The sequence below is a fragment of the Youngimonas ophiurae (nom. illeg.) genome, assembly GCF_049803795.1.
GTDB lineage: Bacteria > Pseudomonadota > Alphaproteobacteria > Rhodobacterales > Rhodobacteraceae > Thalassobius.
The window spans coordinates 481805-503925 of record NZ_JBNAGJ010000001.1 but is presented as its reverse complement, the minus strand read 5'-3'; the positions used below and the strand labels follow the sequence as shown (position 1 = coordinate 503925).

Annotated in this window: 22 protein-coding genes and 1 tRNA gene; 10 read left to right on the top strand and 13 right to left on the bottom strand. The window is 63.5% G+C overall.

Going from position 1 to position 22121, the window contains the following annotated elements:
- Window positions 1-35 precede the first annotated feature (35 nt).
- Window positions 36-1178: a polysaccharide biosynthesis/export family protein gene (locus tag ACP15O_RS02685; RefSeq protein ID WP_425094492.1), complete on the top strand. Its 1143-nt coding sequence runs from the start codon at window positions 36-38 to the stop codon at window positions 1176-1178.
- A 5-nt stretch (window positions 1179-1183) separates the two neighbouring features.
- A complete protein-coding gene (locus ACP15O_RS02680; protein ID WP_425094491.1) occupies window positions 1184-3190 on the top strand; it encodes a capsular polysaccharide biosynthesis protein in 2007 nt (668 codons plus the stop codon).
- On the opposite strand, the gene ribD is transcribed toward ACP15O_RS02680, so the two are convergent.
- The 8 genes from ribD to ACP15O_RS02640 all read right to left on the bottom strand — a co-directional run bounded on the left by ribD (window position 3187) and on the right by ACP15O_RS02640 (window position 10981).
- Window positions 3187-4284, bottom strand: coding sequence for a bifunctional diaminohydroxyphosphoribosylaminopyrimidine deaminase/5-amino-6-(5-phosphoribosylamino)uracil reductase RibD (gene ribD, locus ACP15O_RS02675; RefSeq protein WP_425094490.1), 1098 nt, complete (start codon window positions 4282-4284; stop codon window positions 3187-3189). The two genes, ACP15O_RS02680 and ribD, sit on opposite strands and share 4 nt — an antisense overlap.
- On the bottom strand, window positions 4281-4748 hold the full coding sequence (nrdR, locus tag ACP15O_RS02670; protein ID WP_425094489.1) for a transcriptional regulator NrdR: 468 nt from the start codon (window positions 4746-4748) through the stop codon (window positions 4281-4283). The genes ribD and nrdR overlap by 4 nt, the downstream gene beginning before the upstream one ends.
- Before the next feature lie 135 nt (window positions 4749-4883).
- Window positions 4884-5294 carry a secondary thiamine-phosphate synthase enzyme YjbQ gene (locus tag ACP15O_RS02665; protein WP_425094488.1) on the bottom strand — a complete coding sequence of 137 codons (411 nt, stop codon included), beginning with the start codon at window positions 5292-5294 and terminating at the stop codon, window positions 4884-4886.
- Between the two features lie 35 nt (window positions 5295-5329).
- Window positions 5330-5731 (bottom strand): hypothetical protein, encoded by a 402-nt coding sequence (locus tag ACP15O_RS02660; protein ID WP_425094487.1) that lies wholly within the window; start codon window positions 5729-5731, stop codon window positions 5330-5332.
- Between the two features lie 74 nt (window positions 5732-5805).
- The gene (gene rpoD, locus ACP15O_RS02655; RefSeq protein WP_425094486.1) at window positions 5806-7797 is read right to left on the bottom strand and encodes an RNA polymerase sigma factor RpoD; all 1992 of its coding nucleotides are present in this window, start codon (window positions 7795-7797) and stop codon (window positions 5806-5808) included.
- A 153-nt stretch (window positions 7798-7950) separates the two neighbouring features.
- Window positions 7951-9903, bottom strand: coding sequence for a DNA primase (dnaG, locus tag ACP15O_RS02650; RefSeq protein WP_425094485.1), 1953 nt, complete (start codon window positions 9901-9903; stop codon window positions 7951-7953).
- A 43-nt stretch (window positions 9904-9946) separates the two neighbouring features.
- On the bottom strand, window positions 9947-10264 hold the full coding sequence (locus tag ACP15O_RS02645) for a hypothetical protein (protein WP_425094484.1): 318 nt from the start codon (window positions 10262-10264) through the stop codon (window positions 9947-9949).
- 114 nt (window positions 10265-10378) lie between these two features.
- Window positions 10379-10981, bottom strand: coding sequence for a DUF6151 family protein (locus tag ACP15O_RS02640; RefSeq protein WP_425094483.1), 603 nt, complete (start codon window positions 10979-10981; stop codon window positions 10379-10381).
- Between the two features lie 395 nt (window positions 10982-11376).
- Here ACP15O_RS02640 and ACP15O_RS02635 point away from each other — a divergent pair, with 395 nt between their 5' ends.
- From ACP15O_RS02635 to ACP15O_RS02625, 3 genes are read left to right on the top strand one after another with little or no spacing between them, the layout of a single operon-like run.
- On the top strand, window positions 11377-12996 hold the full coding sequence (locus ACP15O_RS02635; protein WP_425094482.1) for a pilus assembly protein TadG-related protein: 1620 nt from the start codon (window positions 11377-11379) through the stop codon (window positions 12994-12996).
- Window positions 12993-13532 (top strand): TadE/TadG family type IV pilus assembly protein, encoded by a 540-nt coding sequence (locus tag ACP15O_RS02630; RefSeq protein ID WP_425094481.1) that lies wholly within the window; start codon window positions 12993-12995, stop codon window positions 13530-13532. The genes ACP15O_RS02635 and ACP15O_RS02630 overlap by 4 nt, the downstream gene beginning before the upstream one ends.
- Window positions 13532-14101, top strand: a complete 570-nt coding sequence (locus ACP15O_RS02625) for a TadE/TadG family type IV pilus assembly protein (RefSeq protein ID WP_425094480.1) — start codon at window positions 13532-13534, stop codon at window positions 14099-14101. Before ACP15O_RS02630 ends, ACP15O_RS02625 begins: the two co-directional genes overlap by 1 nt.
- Here ACP15O_RS02625 and ACP15O_RS02620 read toward each other — a convergent pair.
- Together ACP15O_RS02620 and ACP15O_RS02615 are read right to left on the bottom strand one after the other, a co-directional pair.
- The gene (locus ACP15O_RS02620; RefSeq protein ID WP_425094479.1) at window positions 14098-14589 is read right to left on the bottom strand and encodes a hypothetical protein; all 492 of its coding nucleotides are present in this window, start codon (window positions 14587-14589) and stop codon (window positions 14098-14100) included. The genes ACP15O_RS02625 and ACP15O_RS02620 overlap by 4 nt on opposite strands.
- Before the next feature lie 66 nt (window positions 14590-14655).
- Window positions 14656-15243 carry a TetR/AcrR family transcriptional regulator gene (locus ACP15O_RS02615; protein ID WP_425094478.1) on the bottom strand — a complete coding sequence of 196 codons (588 nt, stop codon included), beginning with the start codon at window positions 15241-15243 and terminating at the stop codon, window positions 14656-14658.
- 133 nt (window positions 15244-15376) lie between these two features.
- On the opposite strand from ACP15O_RS02615, the gene ACP15O_RS02610 reads away from it, so the two are divergent.
- From ACP15O_RS02610 to ACP15O_RS02595, 4 genes are all read left to right on the top strand, one after another.
- Entirely contained in the window at window positions 15377-15634 is a 258-nt protein-coding gene (locus tag ACP15O_RS02610) for a hypothetical protein (RefSeq protein WP_425094477.1), read from the top strand.
- Between the two features lie 116 nt (window positions 15635-15750).
- On the top strand, window positions 15751-17037 hold the full coding sequence (locus ACP15O_RS02605; protein WP_425094476.1) for a homoserine dehydrogenase: 1287 nt from the start codon (window positions 15751-15753) through the stop codon (window positions 17035-17037).
- Between the two features lie 30 nt (window positions 17038-17067).
- Complete coding sequence (gene recJ, locus ACP15O_RS02600; protein ID WP_425094475.1) at window positions 17068-18822, top strand: single-stranded-DNA-specific exonuclease RecJ; 1755 nt, start codon at window positions 17068-17070, stop codon at window positions 18820-18822.
- 76 nt (window positions 18823-18898) lie between these two features.
- Window positions 18899-18973, top strand: a tRNA-Glu gene (locus ACP15O_RS02595).
- A 107-nt stretch (window positions 18974-19080) separates the two neighbouring features.
- On the opposite strand, the gene pssA is transcribed toward ACP15O_RS02595, so the two are convergent.
- From pssA to ACP15O_RS02580, 3 genes are read right to left on the bottom strand one after another with little or no spacing between them, the layout of a single operon-like run.
- Entirely contained in the window at window positions 19081-19836 is a 756-nt protein-coding gene (gene pssA, locus ACP15O_RS02590; RefSeq protein ID WP_425094474.1) for a CDP-diacylglycerol--serine O-phosphatidyltransferase, read from the bottom strand.
- A gap of 3 nt (window positions 19837-19839) precedes the next feature.
- The gene (locus ACP15O_RS02585; protein ID WP_425094473.1) at window positions 19840-20583 is read right to left on the bottom strand and encodes a phosphatidylserine decarboxylase; all 744 of its coding nucleotides are present in this window, start codon (window positions 20581-20583) and stop codon (window positions 19840-19842) included.
- A gap of 48 nt (window positions 20584-20631) precedes the next feature.
- Window positions 20632-21525 (bottom strand): LysR family transcriptional regulator, encoded by an 894-nt coding sequence (locus tag ACP15O_RS02580; protein WP_425094472.1) that lies wholly within the window; start codon window positions 21523-21525, stop codon window positions 20632-20634.
- Window positions 21526-21654: 129 nt separating this feature from the next.
- Here ACP15O_RS02580 and ACP15O_RS02575 point away from each other — a divergent pair, with 129 nt between their 5' ends.
- Window positions 21655-22059 carry a DoxX family protein gene (locus ACP15O_RS02575; protein WP_425094471.1) on the top strand — a complete coding sequence of 135 codons (405 nt, stop codon included), beginning with the start codon at window positions 21655-21657 and terminating at the stop codon, window positions 22057-22059.
- Window positions 22060-22121: the final 62 nt, after the last annotated feature.

Here is a 22121-nt window from a genome sequence, read left to right as displayed (position 1 = left end):
AATTGAGGCAGAACATAGGTCGAGGAGACCAAGCAGTGAATTCCCAAGCGAACAGCCGGGCGAAGTCTGTCGCCCTTTTGGCTATTGTGGCCGTGATCGTAGCCGCCTGCGGCCTGCCCCGCGTGGGCCCCACCAAAAAAGAAATCTATGCCGGATCCGTCCAACGCGAGGGCGATGCCTTTGTCGTGTCGGTCAATGACCGGGTGACGCGCGCCACCGCCGTTGTGCCGGCCCTGGGCTTTACCGATAACTTCATGCGCGCCTCGCAGCTGGGCTCGGACATCATCCGCCCTGGGGATTCGCTGGGCCTGACGATCTGGGAAAACGTCGAGGACGGGCTGCTGTCGGGCGCTGCCTCGAACTCGACCTCGCTTGAGGAAGTGCAGGTTGACGGGTCGGGCTTTATCTTTGTGCCCTATGCCGGCCGCATCCGCGCCGCAGGCAATTCCCCCGAGGCCCTGCGCCGCATCATCACCAAAAAGCTGGAAGACCAGACCCCGGACCCACAGGTGCAGGTGCGCCGCCTGGCCGGTGACGGCTCGACCGTGTCCTTGGTGGGGGCCGTCGGTGGACAAGGCGTTTTCGCCATCGAGCGCCCCACCCGCACCCTGGCCACCATGCTGGCCCGCGCGGGCGGCGTGACAATCGAACCCGAGATCGCCCAGATCACCGTGATCCGTGGCAAATCGCGCGGGAAAATCTGGTTGCAGGATCTGTATGAACACCCCGAGCTGGACATCGCCCTGCGCGGCGGCGACCGTATCCTGGTCGAGGGGGACACCCGTTCCTTTACTGCCCTGGGCGCGACCGGCAGCCAAAGCCGCGTCAATTTCGAAAGCCAATCGCTGTCTGCAATCGAGGCAATCGCCCAGGTTGGCGGGCTAATCCCCACGGCGTCGGATCCCACGGGCGTGTTTATCTTCCGCAACGAGCCCGCTGAAATCGCCAACCAGGTTCTGGGCCGGGGCGATCTGCAAGGAGAGCAGCGCCTGATCTACGTGCTGGACCTGACCAAGCCCAACGGCATGTTCATGGCCCGCGATTTTGCCGTGCGCGATGGCGATACGCTCTATGTGACCGAGGCGCCGTTCACCCAATGGGATAAGACGATTGCTGCGGCCTTTGGGTCGCTGAACACGGTCAGCTCGATCTCGTCTCTGGGCGTGTCCGGGGGCTAAGGCCCTTGTCGCCAAATACACATGAAACAGCCGCCGCGCAGGGAACTTCGCGGCGGCTTGCCTATTTCAATGCCGGGTTTCTGACGCAGACCCGGATCCGGCGCATCCTGTCGCTGGCCGGCTATGATCTGCACCTGTTCAAGCCCGGCCCGGACGATCTGATCGGCGTCTGGGGGCACACGAAATACGCCGCGCGGGGCGAAACCGTCGCGCAGGAAGCCGGCGCGGGCCTGATCCGGATCGAGGACGCCTTTCTGCGCTCGCTCCACCCCGGCCGGGGCCCCGCCAAAGAGCCCCCCATCGGCCTGCTGATTGACCGTCAGGGGATGCATTACGACCCCGCCCAGCCCTCGGAACTGGAAACGCTGCTGGCCAGCCACCCGCTGGATGACGCCCATCTGCTGAACCGCGCGCGGGCCTGCATCGAACGGCTGCAAGAGGCCGGGCTCAGCAAATACAGCGCCCAGGATCCGGACGCCCCCCTGCCCGATCCGGGCTATGTGCTGGTGATTGATCAGACCCGCGGCGATGCCAGCGTGCGCATGGGCGGCGCGGATGCCAACAATTTCCGCGAGATGCTGTATTACGCCCAAGAAGAAAACCCCGACGCCCGCATCGTGATCAAAACCCATCCGGAAACCGCTCAGGGCCTGCGCGAGGGGTATTTCAGCGCGCAGGATGCCCAGGGCCGGATCAGCCTGTGCGACGCGCCGGTCAGCCCCTGGGCGCTGCTGCATGGCGCGATCCGGGTCTATGCCGTGTCCTCGCAAATGGGATTCGAGGCAATTCTGGCCGGGCACCGCCCTCGTATTTTCGGCCGCCCCTTCTATGCCGGATGGGGCCTGACCGAGGATGCGCACACGATTGCGCGTCGCCACCGGCGCCTGACCCGCGCGCAGCTGTTTGCGGCGGCGATGATCCTCTATCCGGTGTGGTACGATCCCTATCGCGACACGCTGTGCCAGCTGGAAGAGGTGATCGACGCGCTGGAGGCCCAGACCCGCGCCTGGCACGAGGATCGCCACGGCTGGCAGGCCAGCGGGATGCGCCTGTGGAAACGCCGACCGCTGAATGCGTTCTTCGGCCAGCAGCGGGCGATACGATTTTCCGACCGGGCCCCGCAGGATCGGCGGCATATGGTCTGGGCCGGCCGGGCCGGTCTGGCTCCGGATGCCGTCCGGATTGAGGACGGTTTCCTGCGCTCGCGCGGGTTGGGGGCCGATCTGGTGCCGCCGCTTAGCCTGGCCTGCGACGATCTGGGCATTTACTATGACCCTACGCGCGAAAGCCGCCTGGAACGCTGGATCATCAAACGCGCGCAGCTGCGCGGCGATCAGGCAGACCGCGCCCGCGATCTGATCCAGACAATCCGCGCCCATGGGCTTAGCAAATATAACCTGGGGGGTGTTCTGCCCGCGCTGCCCGAAGGCCGCCGCATTCTGGTGCCCGGACAGGTCGAGGACGATGCCTCGATCCGGCTGGGCGCGGGCGATGTGCGCACCAACCTGCAACTGCTGCAAGCCGCCCGGCAGGCCAATCCGGATGCCGTGATCCTGTACAAACCGCATCCGGATGTGGAGGCCGGGCTGCGCCCCGGCGCTGTGGAGGCCGAAGGGCTGGCCGATCTGGTGCTAAGCCAGACCGATCCCGCGGCGCTGCTGTCCCATGTTCATGAGGTGTGGACGATCACCTCGACCCTGGGGTTCGAGGCCCTGCTGCGCGGGGTCAAAGTGGTGACGCTGGGCGCGCCTTTCTATGCCGGCTGGGGCCTGACCCGTGATCTGGGCCCGGTGCCGGAGCGGCGGGGAATTGCGGTTAGTCTCGAAGGTCTGGTGCACGCCGTTCTGGTGGATTATCCGCGCTATCGCGACCCGGTGACCGGCCTGCCCTGCCCGCCCGAAGTCATCGTGGACCGTCTGGCCGCGGGCGATCTGCCCGAACGTGGTCCGGGTTTGCGGATGCTGGCCAAACTTCAGGGGATTTTCGCAGGTTTCGCCTATCTGTGGCGCTAAGGCGCGCGGCGTTGCCAGCGGTGCAGAATATCTGCCCCCACGGCGCGCGTCTCCATCAGAGCAAAGCGCGGCGCCTGCGCCAGACGGTCCAGCCCCAGCGCACCGATCGCCGGGCGCCCCTCGGCCCCCAGCGCCAATCCTGCGGTAAAGCCCACCAGCTCATCCACCAGATCGGCCTCCAGCAGGGACGCGGCCAGCATCCCGCCGCCTTCGCAGAAAACACGGGTCAGACCCTGCGCGCCCAGCTGCTCCAACACCGAGAGCGGATCAATCTGCCGCCCTTGCAGCCGGCATTCCAGCAGCGTCGCGCCCAGCCCCTGCCAGGTGTCGCGCAGCATCGAATCGACGCCGGGGCCGTGGCAGATCCACACCGGCACATCCCTGGCCGTGCGGGCCAGATTGCCCATCAGTGGCAGATCCAGATGGCGGGAAATCACCACGCGCACCGGCTGTCTGGGCGTCGGAAAACTGCGCACCGTCAGGGCCGGGTCATCCGCCCGCGCCGTGCCGCCGCCCACCATCACCGCGTCATGCGTGGCCCGCTGCGCCTGCACCATCTGCCGCGCCTGGGGGCCGGTGATCCACTGGCTTTCGCCGTTGGCTGTGGCGATACGGCCGTCAAAACTGCTGGCCAGTTTCAGGGTCAGCCAGGGGCGTCCCGTCTCATTTCGTTGGAAAAACCCGGCATTGTCGCGCATCGCCTGATCGGCCAGAAGGCCGGTTTCCACCGCGATCCCGGCGGCGCGCAACATCGCAAACCCCTGCCCGTTCACCCGCGGATCATTGTCCATCAAGGGCGAGACAACCCGCGCCACGCCCGCCTCGATCAGGGCCTGAGAACACGGCGGGGTCTGCCCGTGGTGGCTGCATGGCTCCAGCGTGACATAGGCCGTGGCCCCGCGCGCCAGATCGCCCGCCTGCGCCAGCGCCTGCGGCTCGGCATGAGGCCGCCCGCCCGGCGCCGTCCATCCGCGCCCAACGATCCGCCCGGCGCGCACGATCACGCAGCCCACAGCGGGGTTGGGCCAGGTATTTCCCAGCCCGCGCCGACCCAGGGAAAGGGCCAGCCGCATGTACCGCTGATCGGTGCTCACTCTTCCGGCGGCACGTCTGGGCGCAGCTCGGATACGAATTTATCGAAATCGTCCGCCGCCTGGAAGTTCTTGTAAACGCTGGCAAAACGCACATAGGCCACGGTGTCGATCCGGGCCAGGGCCTCCATCACGATCTCGCCGATTGTCTTGCTGGGGATGTCGGTTTCGCCCATGCTTTCCAGCCGCCGCACGATGCCGCTGATCATCTGATCAATGCGTTCGGGCTCGACCGGGCGTTTCTGCATGGAAATCCGGATCGAGCGCTCCAGTTTATCGCGATCGAAATCCTCGCGTCGGCCATTGGATTTCAGCACCACCAGATCGCGCAATTGCACGCGTTCATAGGTGGTAAACCGTCCGCCGCAGGCCGGGCAGAACCGCCGCCGCCGGATCGAGACATGATCCTCGGCCGGGCGTGAATCTTTTACCTGAGTGTCAATATTTCCGCAAAACGGGCAACGCATTGCAGGCCCCCTTTTCTCTTCACCGCCTCGATGGTGTTGGGTTCATGCCCAACTTATCCACAGCCACTATAGGCCAGCCTCTAGGATTTGGGTAGAGGAGAAATGCGACCGCTAGATTAAGGGGTGCGCGACCGTTCAGCCCAGATGCGCCGCCACCTGACGCAGATGCGGCGCGTCGCGGTGCTCAAACAAGTAAATGCCCTGCCAGGTGCCCAGAACGGGGCGCCCACTGGCCACCGGAATGGACAGGCTGACGGGCATCATCGCGGCCTTGATATGGGCGGGCATGTCGTCGGGGCCCTCATATGTATGGGTCAGATAGGACATGCTGGGATCGGTTGAGGGCGGCACCAGACGGGCGAAATAGTTGCGCAAATCGGTCTGCACCTGCGCGTCCGCGTTTTCCTGAATCAACAGGCTGCACGAGGTATGCCGGACGAACAGCGTCAGCAGCCCGTCCCCCTGCCCCGCCGTCCAGCGGGTCACATCGCGGGTGAATTCATACAGGCCCTGCCCGCGGGTCTGGAGAGAGAAAGTAGTTTGCACGTCATTCCCGAACAATCAAAGACTTCGGAAAACTATCACGGCATTTTCTCAAAGCAAAATTGCCGTGCGCTGCTGACGGACAGATTATACCCCGGATCTTTGATCGACACGGACCAGCCGCTGTGCTGATAAATCCCCACAACGGGGTGATCAGGGTTAACGGTAAAGGTCACAGCGCTCGCCCCCGGATCCGTCACCGAGGGCGCACGCCCCTGCACCAGATAAATCCGGTCATTCAGCCCCAGCTTGCGCAACGCATAGGTTCCCGCGCCGCACCAGAACAGTGCAGGCCCCGTGCCGGGGCGGTTGATCACCTCGAACTCTTGCCCACCGGGAAGCGGCTTGGCCTGCAAAAAATACTCAAGATTACGAGCCTGAGCGGGCATTGCCACCAGCACCGACAGGGTGAAAGCGGCAAGCTTTGCTGAGAGTTTCATAAGATAGCCTCGCATTTTAGGTTTTGCGAGACTATCTTATACCGTGTCAGGCACAACCCGAAAACGCGCCTAAGTTACTGATCCAGGAAGCTGCGCAATTTGCGGCTGCGGCTGGGGTGTTTCAGTTTTCGCAGGGCCTTGGCCTCGATCTGGCGGATCCGTTCACGAGTCACGCTGAACTGTTGGCCGACTTCCTCTAGCGTGTGGTCGGTGTTCATGCCGATACCAAACCGCATCCGCAGCACGCGTTCTTCGCGCGGGGTCAGGCTGGCCAGAACGCGGGTGGTGGTTTCCTTCAGGTTTTCCTGAATGGCGCTGTCCAGCGGCAGCACGGCGTTCTTGTCCTCGATAAAATCGCCCAGCTGGCTGTCTTCTTCGTCGCCAATCGGGGTTTCCAGACTTATCGGCTCTTTGGCGATTTTCATCACCTTGCGGACCTTTTCCAAGGGCATTTGCAGCTTTTCGGCCAGTTCCTCGGGGGTGGGTTCGCGGCCGATTTCATGCAGCATCTGCCGGCCGGTGCGCACCAGTTTGTTGATCGTTTCGATCATATGAACCGGAATACGGATGGTGCGGGCCTGATCGGCAATCGAGCGGGTGATCGCCTGACGGATCCACCAGGTCGCGTAGGTCGAGAATTTATACCCACGGCGGTATTCGAACTTATCGACCGCCTTCATCAGACCGATGTTGCCTTCCTGAATAAGATCAAGGAATTGCAGGCCGCGGTTGGTGTATTTCTTGGCGATCGAGATCACCAGGCGCAGGTTCGCCTCGACCATTTCCTTTTTCGCCTGGCGGGCCTCTTTTTCGCCCTTCTGGACCTGAGACACGATGCGGCGGAATTCGCTGATGTCCAGACCCACATATTGCCCGACCTGCGCCATGTCGTTGCGCAGTTCTTCGATCTTGTCGGTCGAGCGTTCCATCAGCATCTGCCAGCCGCGCCCGGTTTTCTGAGACATGTCGTCCAGCCAGTTCGGGTCCAGCTCGCGGCCGCGATAGGCCTCGATGAATTCGCGGCGGTTGATGCGGGCCTGATCGGCCAGTTTCACCATCGCGCTGTCGATCTGCATCACGCGGCGATTGATGCCATACAGCTGGTCGATCAGCGCCTCGATCCGGTTGTTATGCAGGTGCAGCTCGTTCACCAGCTCCACGATTTCGGCGCGCAGTTTCTGGTACATCGCCTCGTCGCGCTCGCTGAACGAGCCATCCTCGTTCAGCGTGGCCGAGATCCGGCTGTCCTGCATTTCCGACAGGGTTTCAAAGTCATAGGCGATGCGGTTCAGCGTCTCCAGCACTCTGGGTTTCAGGGCGGCTTCCATCGCCGCCAGGCTCATGTTGGCCTGTTCGTCGTCATCGTCATCGTCGTCGGTGTTTCTGATCGGATTACCGTCGGCGTCCAGTTCGGGCTGCTGGGATTTTTCCTCGGATTTGGGGGCCTGAGACACGTTGGCCGCGTCCACGACGGGCTCTTCCTCGTCGTCATCGCCCATCTGGTTGCCAAAGGTGGTTTCCAGATCGATCACATCGCGCAGCAGAATGTCTTCGGACAGAAGTTCGTCCCGCCAGATGGTGATCGCCTGGAAGGTCAGCGGGCTTTCGCACAGGCCCGAGATCATCGTGTTGCGGCCGGCCTCGATGCGTTTGGCGATGGCGATCTCGCCCTCGCGGCTCAGCAGCTCGACCGAGCCCATCTCGCGCAGGTACATCCGGACCGGATCGTCGGTGCGGTCCAGCTTTTCGTTCCCGCCCGAGGCAACCGCAACCTCACCCTTATTCGAGGACACGTCCACAACGGCGGTGGTCTTGGCCTCTTCTTCGTCAACCTCATCGTCTTCGATGACATTGATGCCCATTTCAGACAGCATCGACATCACGTCCTCGATCTGTTCCGAGGACACCTGGTCGGGCGGCAGAACCTGGTTCAGCTGGTCATAGGTGATGTAGCCGCGCTCGCGCGCTTCGGCGATCATCTTTTTGACGGCGGCTTGGCTCATGTCCAAGGAGACTTCGGCGTCCTGATCTACGGACTTGGCGTCTTCGTTGTCTTTCGCGGCCATGTATTACTCCTGCTCTTAGTCCAGCACGGGTGCAATCTCTTGCAGTGGCTTCAGGTCGACGAGTGATTCGCTGATCCGAATCAATAGCGATTCTTAGTGATTCGGACACCCGTAATACCTGATTTTGTTTCGGGTTCCCTTGCGAAACGCACTTTATCGACGCTTCGAGAAGGAAATTTTGTCTAACAGATCGTCCAATGCGGCGCGTTCCTCGCGTTTGATTCGCGCGCCGTTCTTGCCGACGTCATACTCGGCCTTATCCTCATTTTCGCTGCGCACGGCGCGGTTGCGGGTTTCGGCCGCCTGATGCAGACGCCAGGTCAGGGCCTCGTCGGCGATGCCGGTCAGCTCTTCTTCGGCTTCGGCGATTTCTGCGTTCAATCCGTGGTGGGCCTTCAGCTTGGCCAGCTCCTCGGCCACGGTCATGCGTGCTGCCTCGGTGTCGCCCGCGCGGCGGATTGTCGGTGCAATGGCCACATGGGGAAGTGCAAACAGGGTTTCAAGGGCCTCTGGCCCCAAAGCCATGGAAATCCGCTCTTCCATGTCGGGAATATCGTCGCCATGGGCCTCGCGCAGCAGGAAATCGCGCAGCATGGCGTGGTCGGGATCGGCACATTCCATCGCCTCGATCTGGGTTTCGAATTCCATCACGACCGAGGGCGCGCGGATCAGCGTCGCCAGGATCACCGCCTCGCGCAGGCGATCCTGCGCGCCGTCCCCGGCCGCCACCAGCGCCGAATTGCGAGTCGATTGGACGGGCACGGGCGTTTGCGGCTTGCGCCAGTCCTGCCATTTGCGCCCCCCCCCAGAAGGTTTGCGGTTCTGGCGAAACAGATCCCAGCGCAGATCCTTGATGGCCTGCCCATAATGCGCGCGCAGCGAGGGATCCTTGATCAGCATGATCTTGTCGCGCAGCGCCTTGTCCAGCGCGGCCTTGCGCTCGGGGCTGTCGAACACCTTGCCTTCGGTTTCGCGCTGCCACAGCAGGTTGACCATCGGCACGGCGGCCTCCAGCACGGTCTGCACGGCCCCCGCCCCCTTGGCGCGGATCAGATCGTCCGGGTCCATCCCCTGCGGCATCAACGCAAAGCGCAGGGATTTTCCCGCCTCCAGCAGCGGCAACGCCAGGTCGATCACCCGCATGGCCGCGCGCACCCCCGCCGTGTCGCCATCCAGCGCAATCACCGGCTCGGGCGAGATGCGCCACAGAAGATGCAGCTGATTTTCGGTGATGGCCGTCCCCAAAGGCGCAACCGTGGCGCCGAACCCGGCCTCGGACAGGGCGATCACATCCATATAGCCCTCGGCCACGATCAGCGGCTGCCCCTTGCCTGAGGCCTGCCGCGCCGGCCCGTGATTATAAAGGTTATGTCCCTTATCAAACAGCTCGGTTTCAGGCGAGTTCAGGTACTTGGCGTTGTCGTTCGGGTCCATCGCGCGCCCGCCAAAGGCGATGCAGCGCCCGCGCGCGTCGCGGATGGGGAACATGATGCGATTGCGGAACACATCATAGGGGCGCTTGCCCTTGTTCGAGGGTTTGGCCAGGCCAGCCCCCAGGATCAGATCCTCGGCCACGCCCTTGCCGGTCAGGTGATCCCACAGGTTCTGCCAGCCATCGGGGGCAAAGCCGATGTCGAACCGATCCTGCGTGTCCTGCGCCAGCCCGCGGCGGGCCAGATAGGCGCGGGCCTCCTCGGCCACGGCGCGTTTCAGTTGCAGACGGAAGAATTGCACCGCCTGCTCCATTACCTCGGCCAATTGTGTGCGCCGGTCGGCCTTGGCCTGGGCCTTCGGGTCGGATTTGGGAATCGGCATTCCGGCCTCGCGCGCCAGAATCTCTACCGCCTCCATAAAGCCGACATTCTCCGTTTCCTGCACGAAATTCAGCGCGTCGCCCTTAGCATGGCACCCAAAGCAGTAATAATAGCCCTTACGGTCATCCACATGAAAAGACGCGGTTTTTTCCTGGTGAAACGGGCATGGGGCCCACATATCCCCCTTACCTTGATTGGATTTGCGCGTGTCCCACATGACTTTGCGCCCCACCACCTGAGACAGGCTGGTGCGGCTGCGCAATTCATCCAGGAAACCGGGTGGTAAGCTCATGGCGACGAATATAGACCGCACAGGCGGCCCTGCAACAGAGGCGTCATTCGGGTTTCTGTTCGAAATCCAGACAGGCCTGCCGGAACGTCTGCACCGTGTCCGCGTTCAGCTGCGCGGCGGGCAACGTGTAAATCCAGGCCACCAGCACATCGACATTGGCTTCGTATTTGGTGCCCTTCACGGGATCGGATTTCAGGATTTTGCGCGTGGCGCGTTTCTGGCGGCGCCCATCCTGGCGGAGCGTAACCGCCGCCTCGACGATCCCGGCCTGCGCGGCGCAGCGCTCGGCCTTCTGTTCGGAGGTTTCGGCCACGGCGGGCGCGGCAATCAGGCAGGCGGCAATCAGGGACAGCAGGCGCATCATATCGGATCCTCGTGGATGATGCGGATGTGATGCCACCACGCCGGATTTTCTGCAAGAGGGCCCGCCATCAGGCCAAAGCATTTATCCCGAGCATTCATCCAGAGCGTTCCGTCAGGGCGCCGGCGGGGTGGCGGCGCGGCGTTTCTCTAGGCTGAGCACCCGCACCGGCGCGATCCAGCCGCCATCGGCGCCCAACAGGGCATTGCGCCGAAAACGCCCGCTTAGAAACGCCCCCAGCATCCGCCGGATGATCCCAAGCCCGATTCCGTTATAATTCACATCCCGCGCCGGAGCGCCCCGCCCCTTGGGCGCGTATTTGGTAAAGGCATGGCCGCGCAGCTTTCCAACCGAGCGCTGCACCGCGTCCTGCTCGCCCTCATGCACGACCAGACCGGCAAAGGGCAGCCCGCGTTTGGGCAGGGAATTCATCATCGGCGTGCCGCAACAGGTGGCATACCAGCGGCACAGGCCCTTGGGGCTCAGGCGCAGAATCTCAAGATTTTCCTGCCCCTGCACGATGCGCAGATGATCGGGCGTGGTCTGGATCAGCTCTGTGCCGGCATGGCCCGGCAGATCATAGCCCAGATGCCGCGCGGCGGCCTGACAATCCTTGCAATAGCAGCGCAGCCGCGTCGCCGCCCGCGCGCCCGCCGCGTCCAGCGCGATTCGGACCTGGCCGCATTTACACCCCAGCTCCAGCGCGTCACCACCCATATGCGCATTCCCTTCGGCACATTAAACCCTGGATCGGATCCGACCCTGACACACCCTAGCCACGCCCCGCCCCCAGCCGCAAGTCCGCGCGGGTGCTCCGGTGGATTGATACCTCAATGGATACAATAACTGCGCCACGCAAGTGACTGAAACCGTAGGCAAAGACAGTCGTCCACCATTGCCCGGATCACGCCATATTTGCGCCATCTTGGTTAGCGAGAAATATCGCCGATGTGGTCCGACTCGCCGGGCCTTTGCTCTCGAGCGGACAAATAAAGTGGAATCGGATCATGTGTTCGAAACGTATTAACCAAGTTCTCGTCAGTCAGACGCGCCAGGCACGCATACGGGCTGTTTCTCATCTTCAACGCTTCCGCAAGGAAGAGGATGGCGTGATGATCGCATTCGCGATGATGATGCTGATCTTCATGTTGATGATGGCCGGGGTCGGCGTGGACATCATGCGCTTCGAACGGGACCGGACGATGCTGCAAAACACGCTGGACCGCGCCGTTCTGGCCGCGGCCGATCTGGACCAGACCCGCAACGCGGATGAGGTGGTGAACGACTATTTCACCAAGGCCGGGCTTGCCGATAACCTGACCGGCGTCGATTTTTCGCAATCGCTGGGCTCTAAACGCGTGGCGGCAACGGCCGAGACCACCTTTGACACGTTCTTTCTGAAGCTGATGTTCATCCCCACCCTGACCGCCAAGGCCAGCGGTGTCGCCGCCGAAAGCATCGACGGGCTGGAGGTATCGCTGGTGCTGGACGTGTCGGGCTCGATGAACAGCAACTCGCGCCTGACCAACCTGAAACCGGCCGCCAAGGAATTCGTCGAAACCCTGCTGACCAACTCGGAAAACGGGGATGTGTCGATCTCGGTTATTCCCTATGCCACGCAGGTCAGCGCAGGCGCGCAGATTCTGGATCACCTGAACGTCACGGACGAACACAGCTATTCGAACTGTATCAACTTCAATGCGGATGAGTTCAGCCACGCCGATTGGCATGACAGTGGCATTCTGGAACGCACCGCGCATTTCGATCCGTTCACCTATAGCGAAGATCCGATCAACCACCCGGTCTGCGCCACCGAGGCATCGCGGGAAATCCTGCCGCTATCGAACGATCTGACCGAGCTGAACAACTATATTGATGCGCTCTATGCGAAGGGGAACACCTCGATTGATGTGGGGATGAAATGGGGCACGCTTTTGCTGGATTCCAGCAGCCAGGATCTGGTCAGCGATCTGATCGACGATAGCGTTGTCTCGAACCAGTTTGCCGGGCGCCCGGTGTCCTATACCGAAAGCACCATGAAAATCATCGTGCTGATGACGGACGGGCAGAATACCTCGCAGTATATGCTGAACCCGTCGCTGCGCTCCGGAGATTCGCCGGTCTACTATAATGCCGAGGAAGACAAATACTCAGTCTATCAGGCCTCGGGGAACGGGCATAACTCGAATTCGGACGAAAGCTATTACTGGCCGCACGATGACAGCTGGAACGATCACCCCTATGGCAATGGATCAGAACAGGTCTGCACCACCACCTATAGCCAAGCCAGCGTCGACCAGAAAAAACGGAAGAAGAAGAAGAAGGGCGGTGATGATGATGATGATCCCGTCACAACCTGCGAAGACATTGACGAGCCGGGCGAGGCGGTCCGCCTGACCTTCCCGGAACTGTTCAACCGCGTGTCTCTGAAATGGAACGCCTCCTACAACTATGCCGACATGAGCAACGGCTGGGCCACCTGGTACAATGCTGCGTTCAGCGGCATCAACGGAACGGTCAAGGATCAGCGCACCAAACATATCTGCAAAGCGGCCAAGGATGAGGGCATCATCGTCTACACCATCGGCTTCGAGGCGCCCAATTCCGGGCAGCGTATCCTGCGCGAATGCGCCAGCTCGGACGGGCATTACTTTGATGTGGACGGGCTGGAAATTCAGGATGCCTTCTCGTCTATCGCGTCGTCGATCCGCAAACTGAGGCTGGTTCAATGAAACGTCTGAACAAACTGAAACGCTGGCTGCTCAGGGACGAGCGCGGCTCGGCTGCGGTGGAATTCGTCATCGTGTTCCCGTTTTTCATGGGCTTTCTGCTGTCCTCGTTCGAGCTGACGCTGATCACCATGCGCAGCACCATGCTGGAACATTCCCTGGACCGCGTTGTGCGCGAAATCCGCCTGGATACCGGCGCGGTGCCGCAACATGACGACATCAAGGACCGGATCTGCGATCATGCTCCGATCATCCCCGATTGCAGCAAGAACCTGCGCCTGGAGCTGATCCGGGTCGATCCGCGCAACTGGGTGGACCCCGAGCCCCTGTTCGACTGCACCGACCAGTCCGATACCGAGGTACGCCCCGTGCGCAGCTTTGTCAGCAGCCTGGAGGATAACGACCTGATGATGCTGCGCGCCTGCGCAAAATTCGACCCGATTTTCCCGAATGCCGCCCTGGGCTTTTCGCTCAGCAAGGACGGTGCCGGCATGGCCGCCCTGGTGGCGACCTCGGCCTTCGTACAGGAGCCCAGCTGATGCGGATCACACAGTTCCCTCGCGCCCGCCTTCTGCGCGCCCGTCTGGGCCGTTTTGCCAAAGACACGCGCGGCACCGTCGCCACCGAGGCCGTGATTGCCCTGCCGGTGATCTTCTGGGCGTTCCTGGCGGCCTTCGTGTTCTTTGACGCCTACCGCCAAAGCAGCATCAACCTGAAGGCCGCCTATATGGTCGGCGATACGCTGTCGCGGGAAACCAACTCGATCGACGATGACTATCTGGACGGGATGAAGGGCCTGTTCGACCACCTGGCCGGACGCGCCACCAACACCCGGATGCGCATCACCGTCCTGCAATGGGACGACGAGGACGAGGCCTATCTGCGGGACTGGTCCCAGTCACGCGGCGCGATCAGCCCGCTGCTGCAAAGCGATCTGAGCGGCATCTCCAACAAGCTGCCGGTCATGGCCGATAACGAGCGGATCATCCTGGTTGAAACCTGGTCGCATTACACGCCGCCGTTCAAGATCGGGCTGCCCGCGCAGGACATGTATAACTTTGTCTTTACCAGCCCGCGTTTCGCGCCGCTGCTGCGCTATTCCAGCTAGGCCGCCCCGTCGCGCTGCGCAATCATCGCCTGCAACAGCTCGGCCATGATTTTGGTCTGCGCGCCGGGCATGACGCCGCCAATCCCGACCCGGCGACCAAAGCGCCACCAGATGCCCGGCCGCCACTGCCGGGTGTCTTTGTGCGTCAGGCGCAGGATGAACCCGTTCGATGGTTTGAATGCAAACGTCCCGCGATCCACCCGCGCGATATTGTCCAGCGTGGCAATGGTCTGGCCGGCGCTGTCTTGCAGCCCGTCTGCGGTCAGGTGCACGCTCAGTTCGGTGGCCCGGCGCATCCTATCGGCCAGGAACACCGCCCCCAGCCCCATCGCGATCAGAAATCCCAGCCAGGCCAGATTCTGCGGCGGCGCGGCAAAGGCCACATACAGCAGCAGCCCCCCCAGCAATCCCAGGGTTCCCACCCCCAGCCAGCGTCGCGGTGCCGAGGCCGAAGCCGTCGCCAGATAAGGGGAAGTCGTCTCGTGCATGGGGGTCTCCGGGGTGTTGCGCGTGTTGGCGCGGGCATAGCGCCTCTGACCGCAAAAGGCGAGCCTTTAGGCCGCAACCGCCTTGCGCACCATTTGCCAGTAAATGCCCTGCACCTCTTCGACGGTCAGCCGCCCGGCGGTGCGATACCAGGTCGTTACCCCCGTCACCATGGCGATCACCGCCATCGTGGCCACCTTGGGGTCGGGCACGTCAAAGCTGCCATCGGCGGCGCCCTCGCGCAGGATGGTTTCCAGCTGGTCCTCATAGCGGCGGCGCAGTTCCTCGATGATGCGGAAATTCTGCGGCGTCAGATTGCGCAGCTCCATATAGGAGATGAACACCTCATCGGGGCGCTCCAGGTGATAGCGGATATGAAACCGGGTGAAAGCCTGAAGCCGGTCCAGCGCCGCGCCCTGCCCGGCCGCTTCGGTCCAGGCGCTCAGCAGCCCCTCCATATGGTCGCGCATCAGGCCGAACAGCAGCGTCTGCTTATCGGGCGTGTAATTATACAGCGCCCCGGCCTGCACGCCCACCTCGCCTGCGATCTGGCGCATGGATACGGCGGCAAACCCATGCCGCGCAAACAGCCTGAGCGCCGCCGCCATGATGCGCGGCCCGGTGATGTCGGAATGGGATCCTGCGGTTCTTGCCATGCCCCCTGTCTTATCTGAGCGTTTGTTCAGATCAAAGCGAAACCATGCCGCCACGGGCCCGGCAGGCAGGCAGCGCTTGCGCCCGCGCCCCGGTTCGGGGCAGAAGAGACCAGAGCCAATTTGCGGTAGCCCCATGCGTCCTGTCCTTTTCCTGCTTTTGACCCCGCTGTTCCCCCTGTGCGCCGGCTGCGCCCAATTGCCCGATCTGGACGATCACGTCACGCCCGCCGCGCGGCAGGCCCCCTATCCGGCGCTGGTCCCGCTAGAGCCCCTGCTGGCCGGTGCCACCGAAACCGCCATTTCCGAAAACACCGATCCGCAATTGCGCGCGCGCGCCGCCGCCCTGCGCGCACGGGCGCAGCGTATGCGTCAGGCAGCCGGGCAGGAATAGAAACAATTTGCCCGCTTTGCCCTGTCCGAGGCCGCATTTGGGCAATTGCCGCGTTGCAAGGCTCTCTCAGGCGCGGTACATCCCGGCTGAATAACAACAAGTGTCAGGAGGCTTAGATGAGCCAACCCTTGCGTCTGGGCATTGCCGGGCTGGGCACCGTGGGTGTCGGTGTCGTGAAAATCATCCAACAGCAGGCCGATCTTCTGACCATGCGCACCGGCCGTCCGGTCACGATTTCCGCCATTTCCGCCCGCTCGCGCGGCAAGGATCGCGGCGTGGACCTGTCCGCCTACGCATGGGAGGACGACCCGGTCGCCCTGGCCAAACGCGATGACGTGGATGTTTATGTCGAACTGATGGGTGGCTCGAACGGGCCTGCCAAGGCCTCGACCCTGGCGGCGCTGGACGCCGGTAAGGACGTGGTGACCGCGAACAAGGCCCTGCTGGCGCTGCACGGTCAGATGCTGGCCGAGAAAGCCGAGGCCGCAGGCCGCGTGATCCGCTATGAGGCCGCCGTCGCAGGCGGTATCCCCGTGATCAAGGCCCTGACCGAGGGGCTGGCCGGCAACAAGATCGCCCGCGTCATGGGCGTGATGAACGGCACCTGCAACTATATCCTGACCCGGATGGAGGCCACCGGCCAGGGCTATAACGCCCTGTTCGACGAGGCCAACAAGCTGGGCTATCTTGAGGCCGACCCGAACCTGGACGTAGGCGGGATTGACGCGGGGCATAAACTGTCGCTGCTGTCCTCGATCGCGTTCGGCACGCAGGTGGATTTCGACGGGGTGGAACTGGAAGGCATCCAGCGGATCACGCTCGAAGACATTCGCGCCGCCGCCGATATGGGCTATCGCGTCAAACTGCTGGGCGTCGCCCAGATGACAGAGCGCGGGCTGGAACAGCGCATGTCTCCCTGCCTGGTGCCCGCCGACAGCCCGCTGGGCCAGCTTGAGGGCGGCACCAACATGGTGGTGATCGAAGGCGACAGCGTCGGCCAGATCGTGCTGCGCGGCGCGGGCGCGGGCGAAGGGCCCACGGCCTCGGCTGTGATGGGCGATATCTGCGATGTGGCGCGCGGCTTCCGCTATCCGGTGTTTGGCCAGCCTGCCAGCACATTGGCGCAGGCACCGCGGGCGCAATCGGCCACCCCCGCGCCCTATTATCTGCGCATGTCGCTGCGGGACAAACCCGGCGCGCTGGCCAAGGTGGCCTCGGTTCTGGGCGAGGCCGGCGTGTCCATCCACCGGATGCGCCAATACGATCATGTGGATGACATTGCTCCGGTGCTGCTGGTGACGCATGAAACCACCCGCGCCGATCTGGACACCGCGCTGGAGGGCATCGCCAATACCGATGCCGTCACCGGCGCGCCCGTCGCCCTGCGGATCGAGACCGTCTGATCCCAAGGCCCGCAACAGACAGGAGCACGCATGGCCTTTCTGGGGGTTGAGACATCGGCAACAGGCCGTCGCTGGGTGGGGCCCGACCCCGCCGTCACGCGCATGGCCAGCGCGATGGAGCAACAGACCACCCTGCCGCCTGCGGTCTGTGCCGTGCTGGCCCGGCGCGGCGTGCCCGCCCACGAGGCTAAGGGGTTTCTGGAGCCTCAGCTGCGCGACCTGCTGCCCGATCCGCATAAACTGCGCGACATGCAGGCCGCCGCCGAACGGTTTTTGCAAGCTGTCAAGCAACGCCAACGCATTGCGATCTTTGCCGATTATGACGTGGACGGCGGCACCTCGGCGGCGCTGTTGCTGGATTGGCTAAGGCAGATGGGACGGCAGGCGACGCTCTATGTGCCTGACCGGATCGACGAAGGCTATGGCCCCAATGTGCCGGCCATGTCCGCCCTGGCCCGTGATCACGATCTGATCGTTTGCGTCGATTGCGGGACGCTCTCGCATGAGCCGATTGGCGCGGCGCAGGGGGCGGATGTGATCGTGCTGGACCACCACCTGGGCGGCGAGACCCTGCCCGATTGCGTGGCCGTGGTGAACCCGAACCGCCAAGACGAGGACGGCGCGCTGGCGCATCTGTGCGCCGCCGCCGTCGTTTTCCTGATGCTGGTCGAGGCCAACCGCCAGATGCGCGCAGACGGTGCCAAAGGCCCCGATCTGATGGCCATGCTGGATCTGGTGGCGCTGGCCACGGTGGCGGATGTGGCCCCGCTGCTGGGCGTGAACCGCGCGCTGGTGCGGCAGGGGCTCAAGGTGATGGCCCGCCGCGAACGGCCCGGCATCGTGGCCCTGTCGGATGTGGCGCGGATGGATCAGGCGCCCAGCACCTATCATTTGGGGTTCCTGCTGGGCCCACGCGTGAATGCGGGCGGGCGGATCGGTCAGGCCGATCTGGGCGCGCGCCTGCTGGCCTGCCAAAACCCGCTGGAAGCCCAGGCCATGGCCGAGCGTCTGGACCAGCTGAACACCGAACGCCGCGACATCGAAAATCAGGTCCGCGCCGCCGCAATGGCGCAGGCCGAGGACCGCGGGCTGGACGCGCCGCTGGTCTGGGCCGCGGGCGAGGGCTGGCACCCCGGCGTTGTCGGCATCGTCGCCAGCCGCCTGAAAGAGGCCACCAATCGCCCCGCCATCGTCATCGGGCTGGACGGGGACGAGGGCAAGGGCTCGGGCCGGTCGGTGGCGGGCGTGGACCTTGGGGCCTCGATCCAGAAACTGGCCGCTGAGGGCCTGCTGATCAAGGGCGGCGGGCACAAGATGGCCGCCGGGCTGACCGTGGCGCGCGATAAGCTGGACGCAGCCATGCACCGCCTGTCCGAACTGCTGGCCAAACAGGGCGCGGGTCAGGCCGGCCCCGCCGATCTGAAGCTGGACGGCATCCTGATGCCCGGCGCCGCCACGATCGAGCTGATCCAGACCATCGAACAGGCCGGCCCTTTCGGCGCGGGCGCCCCTGCCCCGCGCTTTGCCTTTCCCGATGTGGCGATTTCCTTCACCAAGCGGATCGGCGAAACCCATCTGAAGCTCAGCTTTGGCGACGGGCTGGGCGCGCGGATCGAAGCCATCTGCTTTGGGGCCTATGACGGTCCGCTGGGCCCGCTGCTGGAGCAGCACAAAGGCGCGCGGTTCCACCTGGCTGGACGGCTTGAGATCAATCACTGGGGCGGGCGGCAGAGCGTGCAATTGCGGCTGGAAGATGCCGCGCTGGCCTCGGAAACAGAAATGTAAAAAGAATCCGATTTGGTGTCATTTTCCTCTTGCGGAAGCGGGCTGGTTTACCTAAAAGCGCGCTCACACCTAGAGTGCTCCGTTCGTCTATCGGTTAGGACGCCAGGTTTTCAACCTGGAAAGAGGGGTTCGATTCCCCTACGGAGTACCACTTCCATCTGACATATATGATATGCCTTTGGCCCGCGCACTGAACCGCGCGGCGGGTAGGTTCCCCCTTGTTTGGCCCCTCATGGCACCCCCCGCCCCGCAGACAAGCTACCCCGAGAAAATCCGGCCCTTCACCTTGATGACCCCGTGCAGCAGCAGCGCCAGATAGGCCAGATCCACCAGCACCAGCAGCGACCACGGGCGGGTAAAGATCAGCCCGATTCCCACCACCAGCGCGAACATCATCACCGCGATCAGACCGCGCGGAATCCGCAGCCCCTTGGGGGAAATCGTCTGAAGCCGGGACACCATCAGGATCCCGACCAGCCCCAGCCAGATCGCGATTATCATCGGCGGAATTTCGGACCCGATCAGCCCCGCCTGAGCCGCGAAAACCGGCAACAGGCCCAGCAGCGCGCCGGCGGGGGCCGGAACGCCAGTGAAATGCGTATCCGCGTCCTCCTCGGACGAGGCCGTGCCGCGCATCACGTTGAACCGCGCCAGACGCAGGCAGGCCGAGGCGGCAAAGATCAGCACGAAAATCCAGCCCAGACTGCCGATCGAGGCCAGATGATACTGATACAGCAAAATGCCCGGCGCGACGCCGAAACACAGAAAATCGGACAGCGAATCCAGCTCGGCCCCGAAATTCGAGGTGGCGCTGAGCCGCCGGGCCAGCAGCCCGTCCAGCCCATCCATCAGCACTGACAGCAGGATCAGCAGCACCGCCAGGCTGAACCGTTCGTCCATCGCGAACCGGATCGAGGTCAGCCCCAGGCACATCCCCGCCAGCGTCACCATATTGGGCAACAGCAGAAGAAAGGGCACATCCCCATCAGGGCTGCGGGTGATCAGGCGTTTCATCGGTTATGCCTCGGGTGTGGGGCCCAGATCGGCGATCACGGTTTCCCCCGCGATCATGGTCTGGCCCAGCTCTACCAGCGGCGTTGCCCCTTCGGGCAGATAAATATCCAGACGCGAGCCAAAGCGGATCAGCCCGAACCGTTCGCCGGTTTCCAGATACTGCCCCTCTTGTGACCAGCACAGGATGCGCCGCGCCACCAGACCGGCGATCTGCACCACGCCATAGCTGCGCCCGTCCTCCAGCTGGATGGCCAGCCCGTTGCGTTCGTTATCGCTGGACGCTTTGTCCAGCGCGGCGTTCAGGAATTTACCGGGGCGATAGGCCACGGTGGTGATCGTGCCCTCATGGGGCAGCCGGTTCACATGGCAGTTGAACACCGACATGAACACCGAAATCCGGGTCATCGGCACGTCGCTCAGGCCCAGCTCGGCGGGGGGAATGGCGGGCTCCAGCAGGGACACGATCCCATCGGCAGGCGAGATCATCACACCGGGGCGCGTGGGCGTCACCCGTTCGGGATCGCGGAAGAAATAGTAGACCCAGACGGTGATCCCGGTGCCGATCCATCCCAGCGGCGCCCAGATCCAGAACAGGACCAGCGTAATCGCCGCCGCAATGGCCACAAACTTGCGCCCCTCGGGGTGCATGGGTTTGACAAAGGTCGATAGCATCGAGACGGACATGGCGGCTCCGGTTCTGAGAGGGGACTTCTGGTAATGAGCGGTGCATAAATCAATCCGCGCCATTTGCAAATGTCTGAATGCGGCCTGCCCCTCTTCGGCCCCGGCTCTGGCTTAGCGAAACAGCTGTTTGGCATCGGCGGCGGCGAAATCAATCAGCGCCCGCACCTTGCGCGGCAGGGTCCGGTTTTCCAGATAGGCCGCGCCAAAGGGAATGGTGACGTTTGTGTATTCTTTCAGTACCGGCCGCAGCGCCCCTGTCTCTAGCGCGTGATCCAGCACGAAGGCCGGGCAATAGGCCAGCCCCAGCCCCTGCACCGCCAGATCGCGCGCCACACGGGCGCTGTTCACCTGATAGCGCCCCGCGACGGACACATGCTGCGCCTGCCCGTCCCTTTCGAATGTCCAGCGGCCCGGATCGCGCCGGTTGGTATCCAGAATGCAGCTATGCGCCGCCAGATCCACCGGCCTGCGCGGCGCAGGATGCTGTTGCAGATAAGCCGGAGCCGCCACCAGATGGCTGCGGATCACCCCCAGCCGGCGCACCCTGAGCGTAGACATCCCCGGATCGCCCACACGAAAGGCCAGGTCGATCCCCTCGCGTGCCAGATCGGCATAGCTGTCAGACAGGCGCAGGTCGATGACCAGCTCGGGGTGCGGGGCGGCGAAACGGTGCAGCAGATCGGCCACATAGGCCTCGCCCAGGGTGACAGGCGCTGAGATGCGCAGCGCCCCGGTAAAGCCGCGCGCCTCGTCGGTGACCGCCCCCAGCATCGCGTCCAGATCATCCAGCAACGCCGGCGCGCGGGCCAGCAGATCCTCGCCCGCGGCGGTCAGCCCGACGCGCCGGGTGGTGCGCTGCAACAGGCGCGTGCCCAGGCGGGTCTCCAGCTCGGCCACGTATTTCGAGGTCAGCCGATTGGAGATTCCCAGCCGCTCTGCCCCTCCGGTGAATGAGCCCGTCTGCGCCGTCGCCACAAAGGCGCGAATCCCGTCGATAATATCCATAGGCACCCCATTAAGAACAAATCAGAGATAGTTATTCTACATCATCGCCATATCATTCACAAATAGCCTTGGGCATAGTCGGATCATCAAACGGGCGCAGAAACGAACGCCCACCGAAGGAGTAACACAATGATCGACGCAAAATTTGCCCCCTATGGCGCGCTGGTGCTGCGCGTGACCACCGGGGCGCTGTTCGTGTACCATGGCCTGCTGAAACTGCTGGTGTTCACCCCCGCTGGCGCGGCCGGGTTCTTTGACTCGATTGGCCTGCCCGGCTGGCTGGCCTATCTGACCATGACCGCCGAGATCCTGGGCGGCGGCGCGCTGATCCTGGGGATCGCCACGCAGCTGGTGTCGGCGGCCCTGGTGCCGGTGCTGCTGGGGGCGGCTCTTTTTGCCCACCGCGGCGCGGGCTTTGGCTGGACAAACCCCGGCGGCGGGATGGAATTCCCGCTGATGTGGGCCGCGGTTCAGGCCTCTCTGGCCCTGATCGGGGACGGCGCGCACGCCCTTTACCCGCTGCGCCGCACATAATCTGACGGCCCCGCCCCGCACGCCGGGGCGCGGGCCACATCAGCCCCCTGAAACCAGAAAAG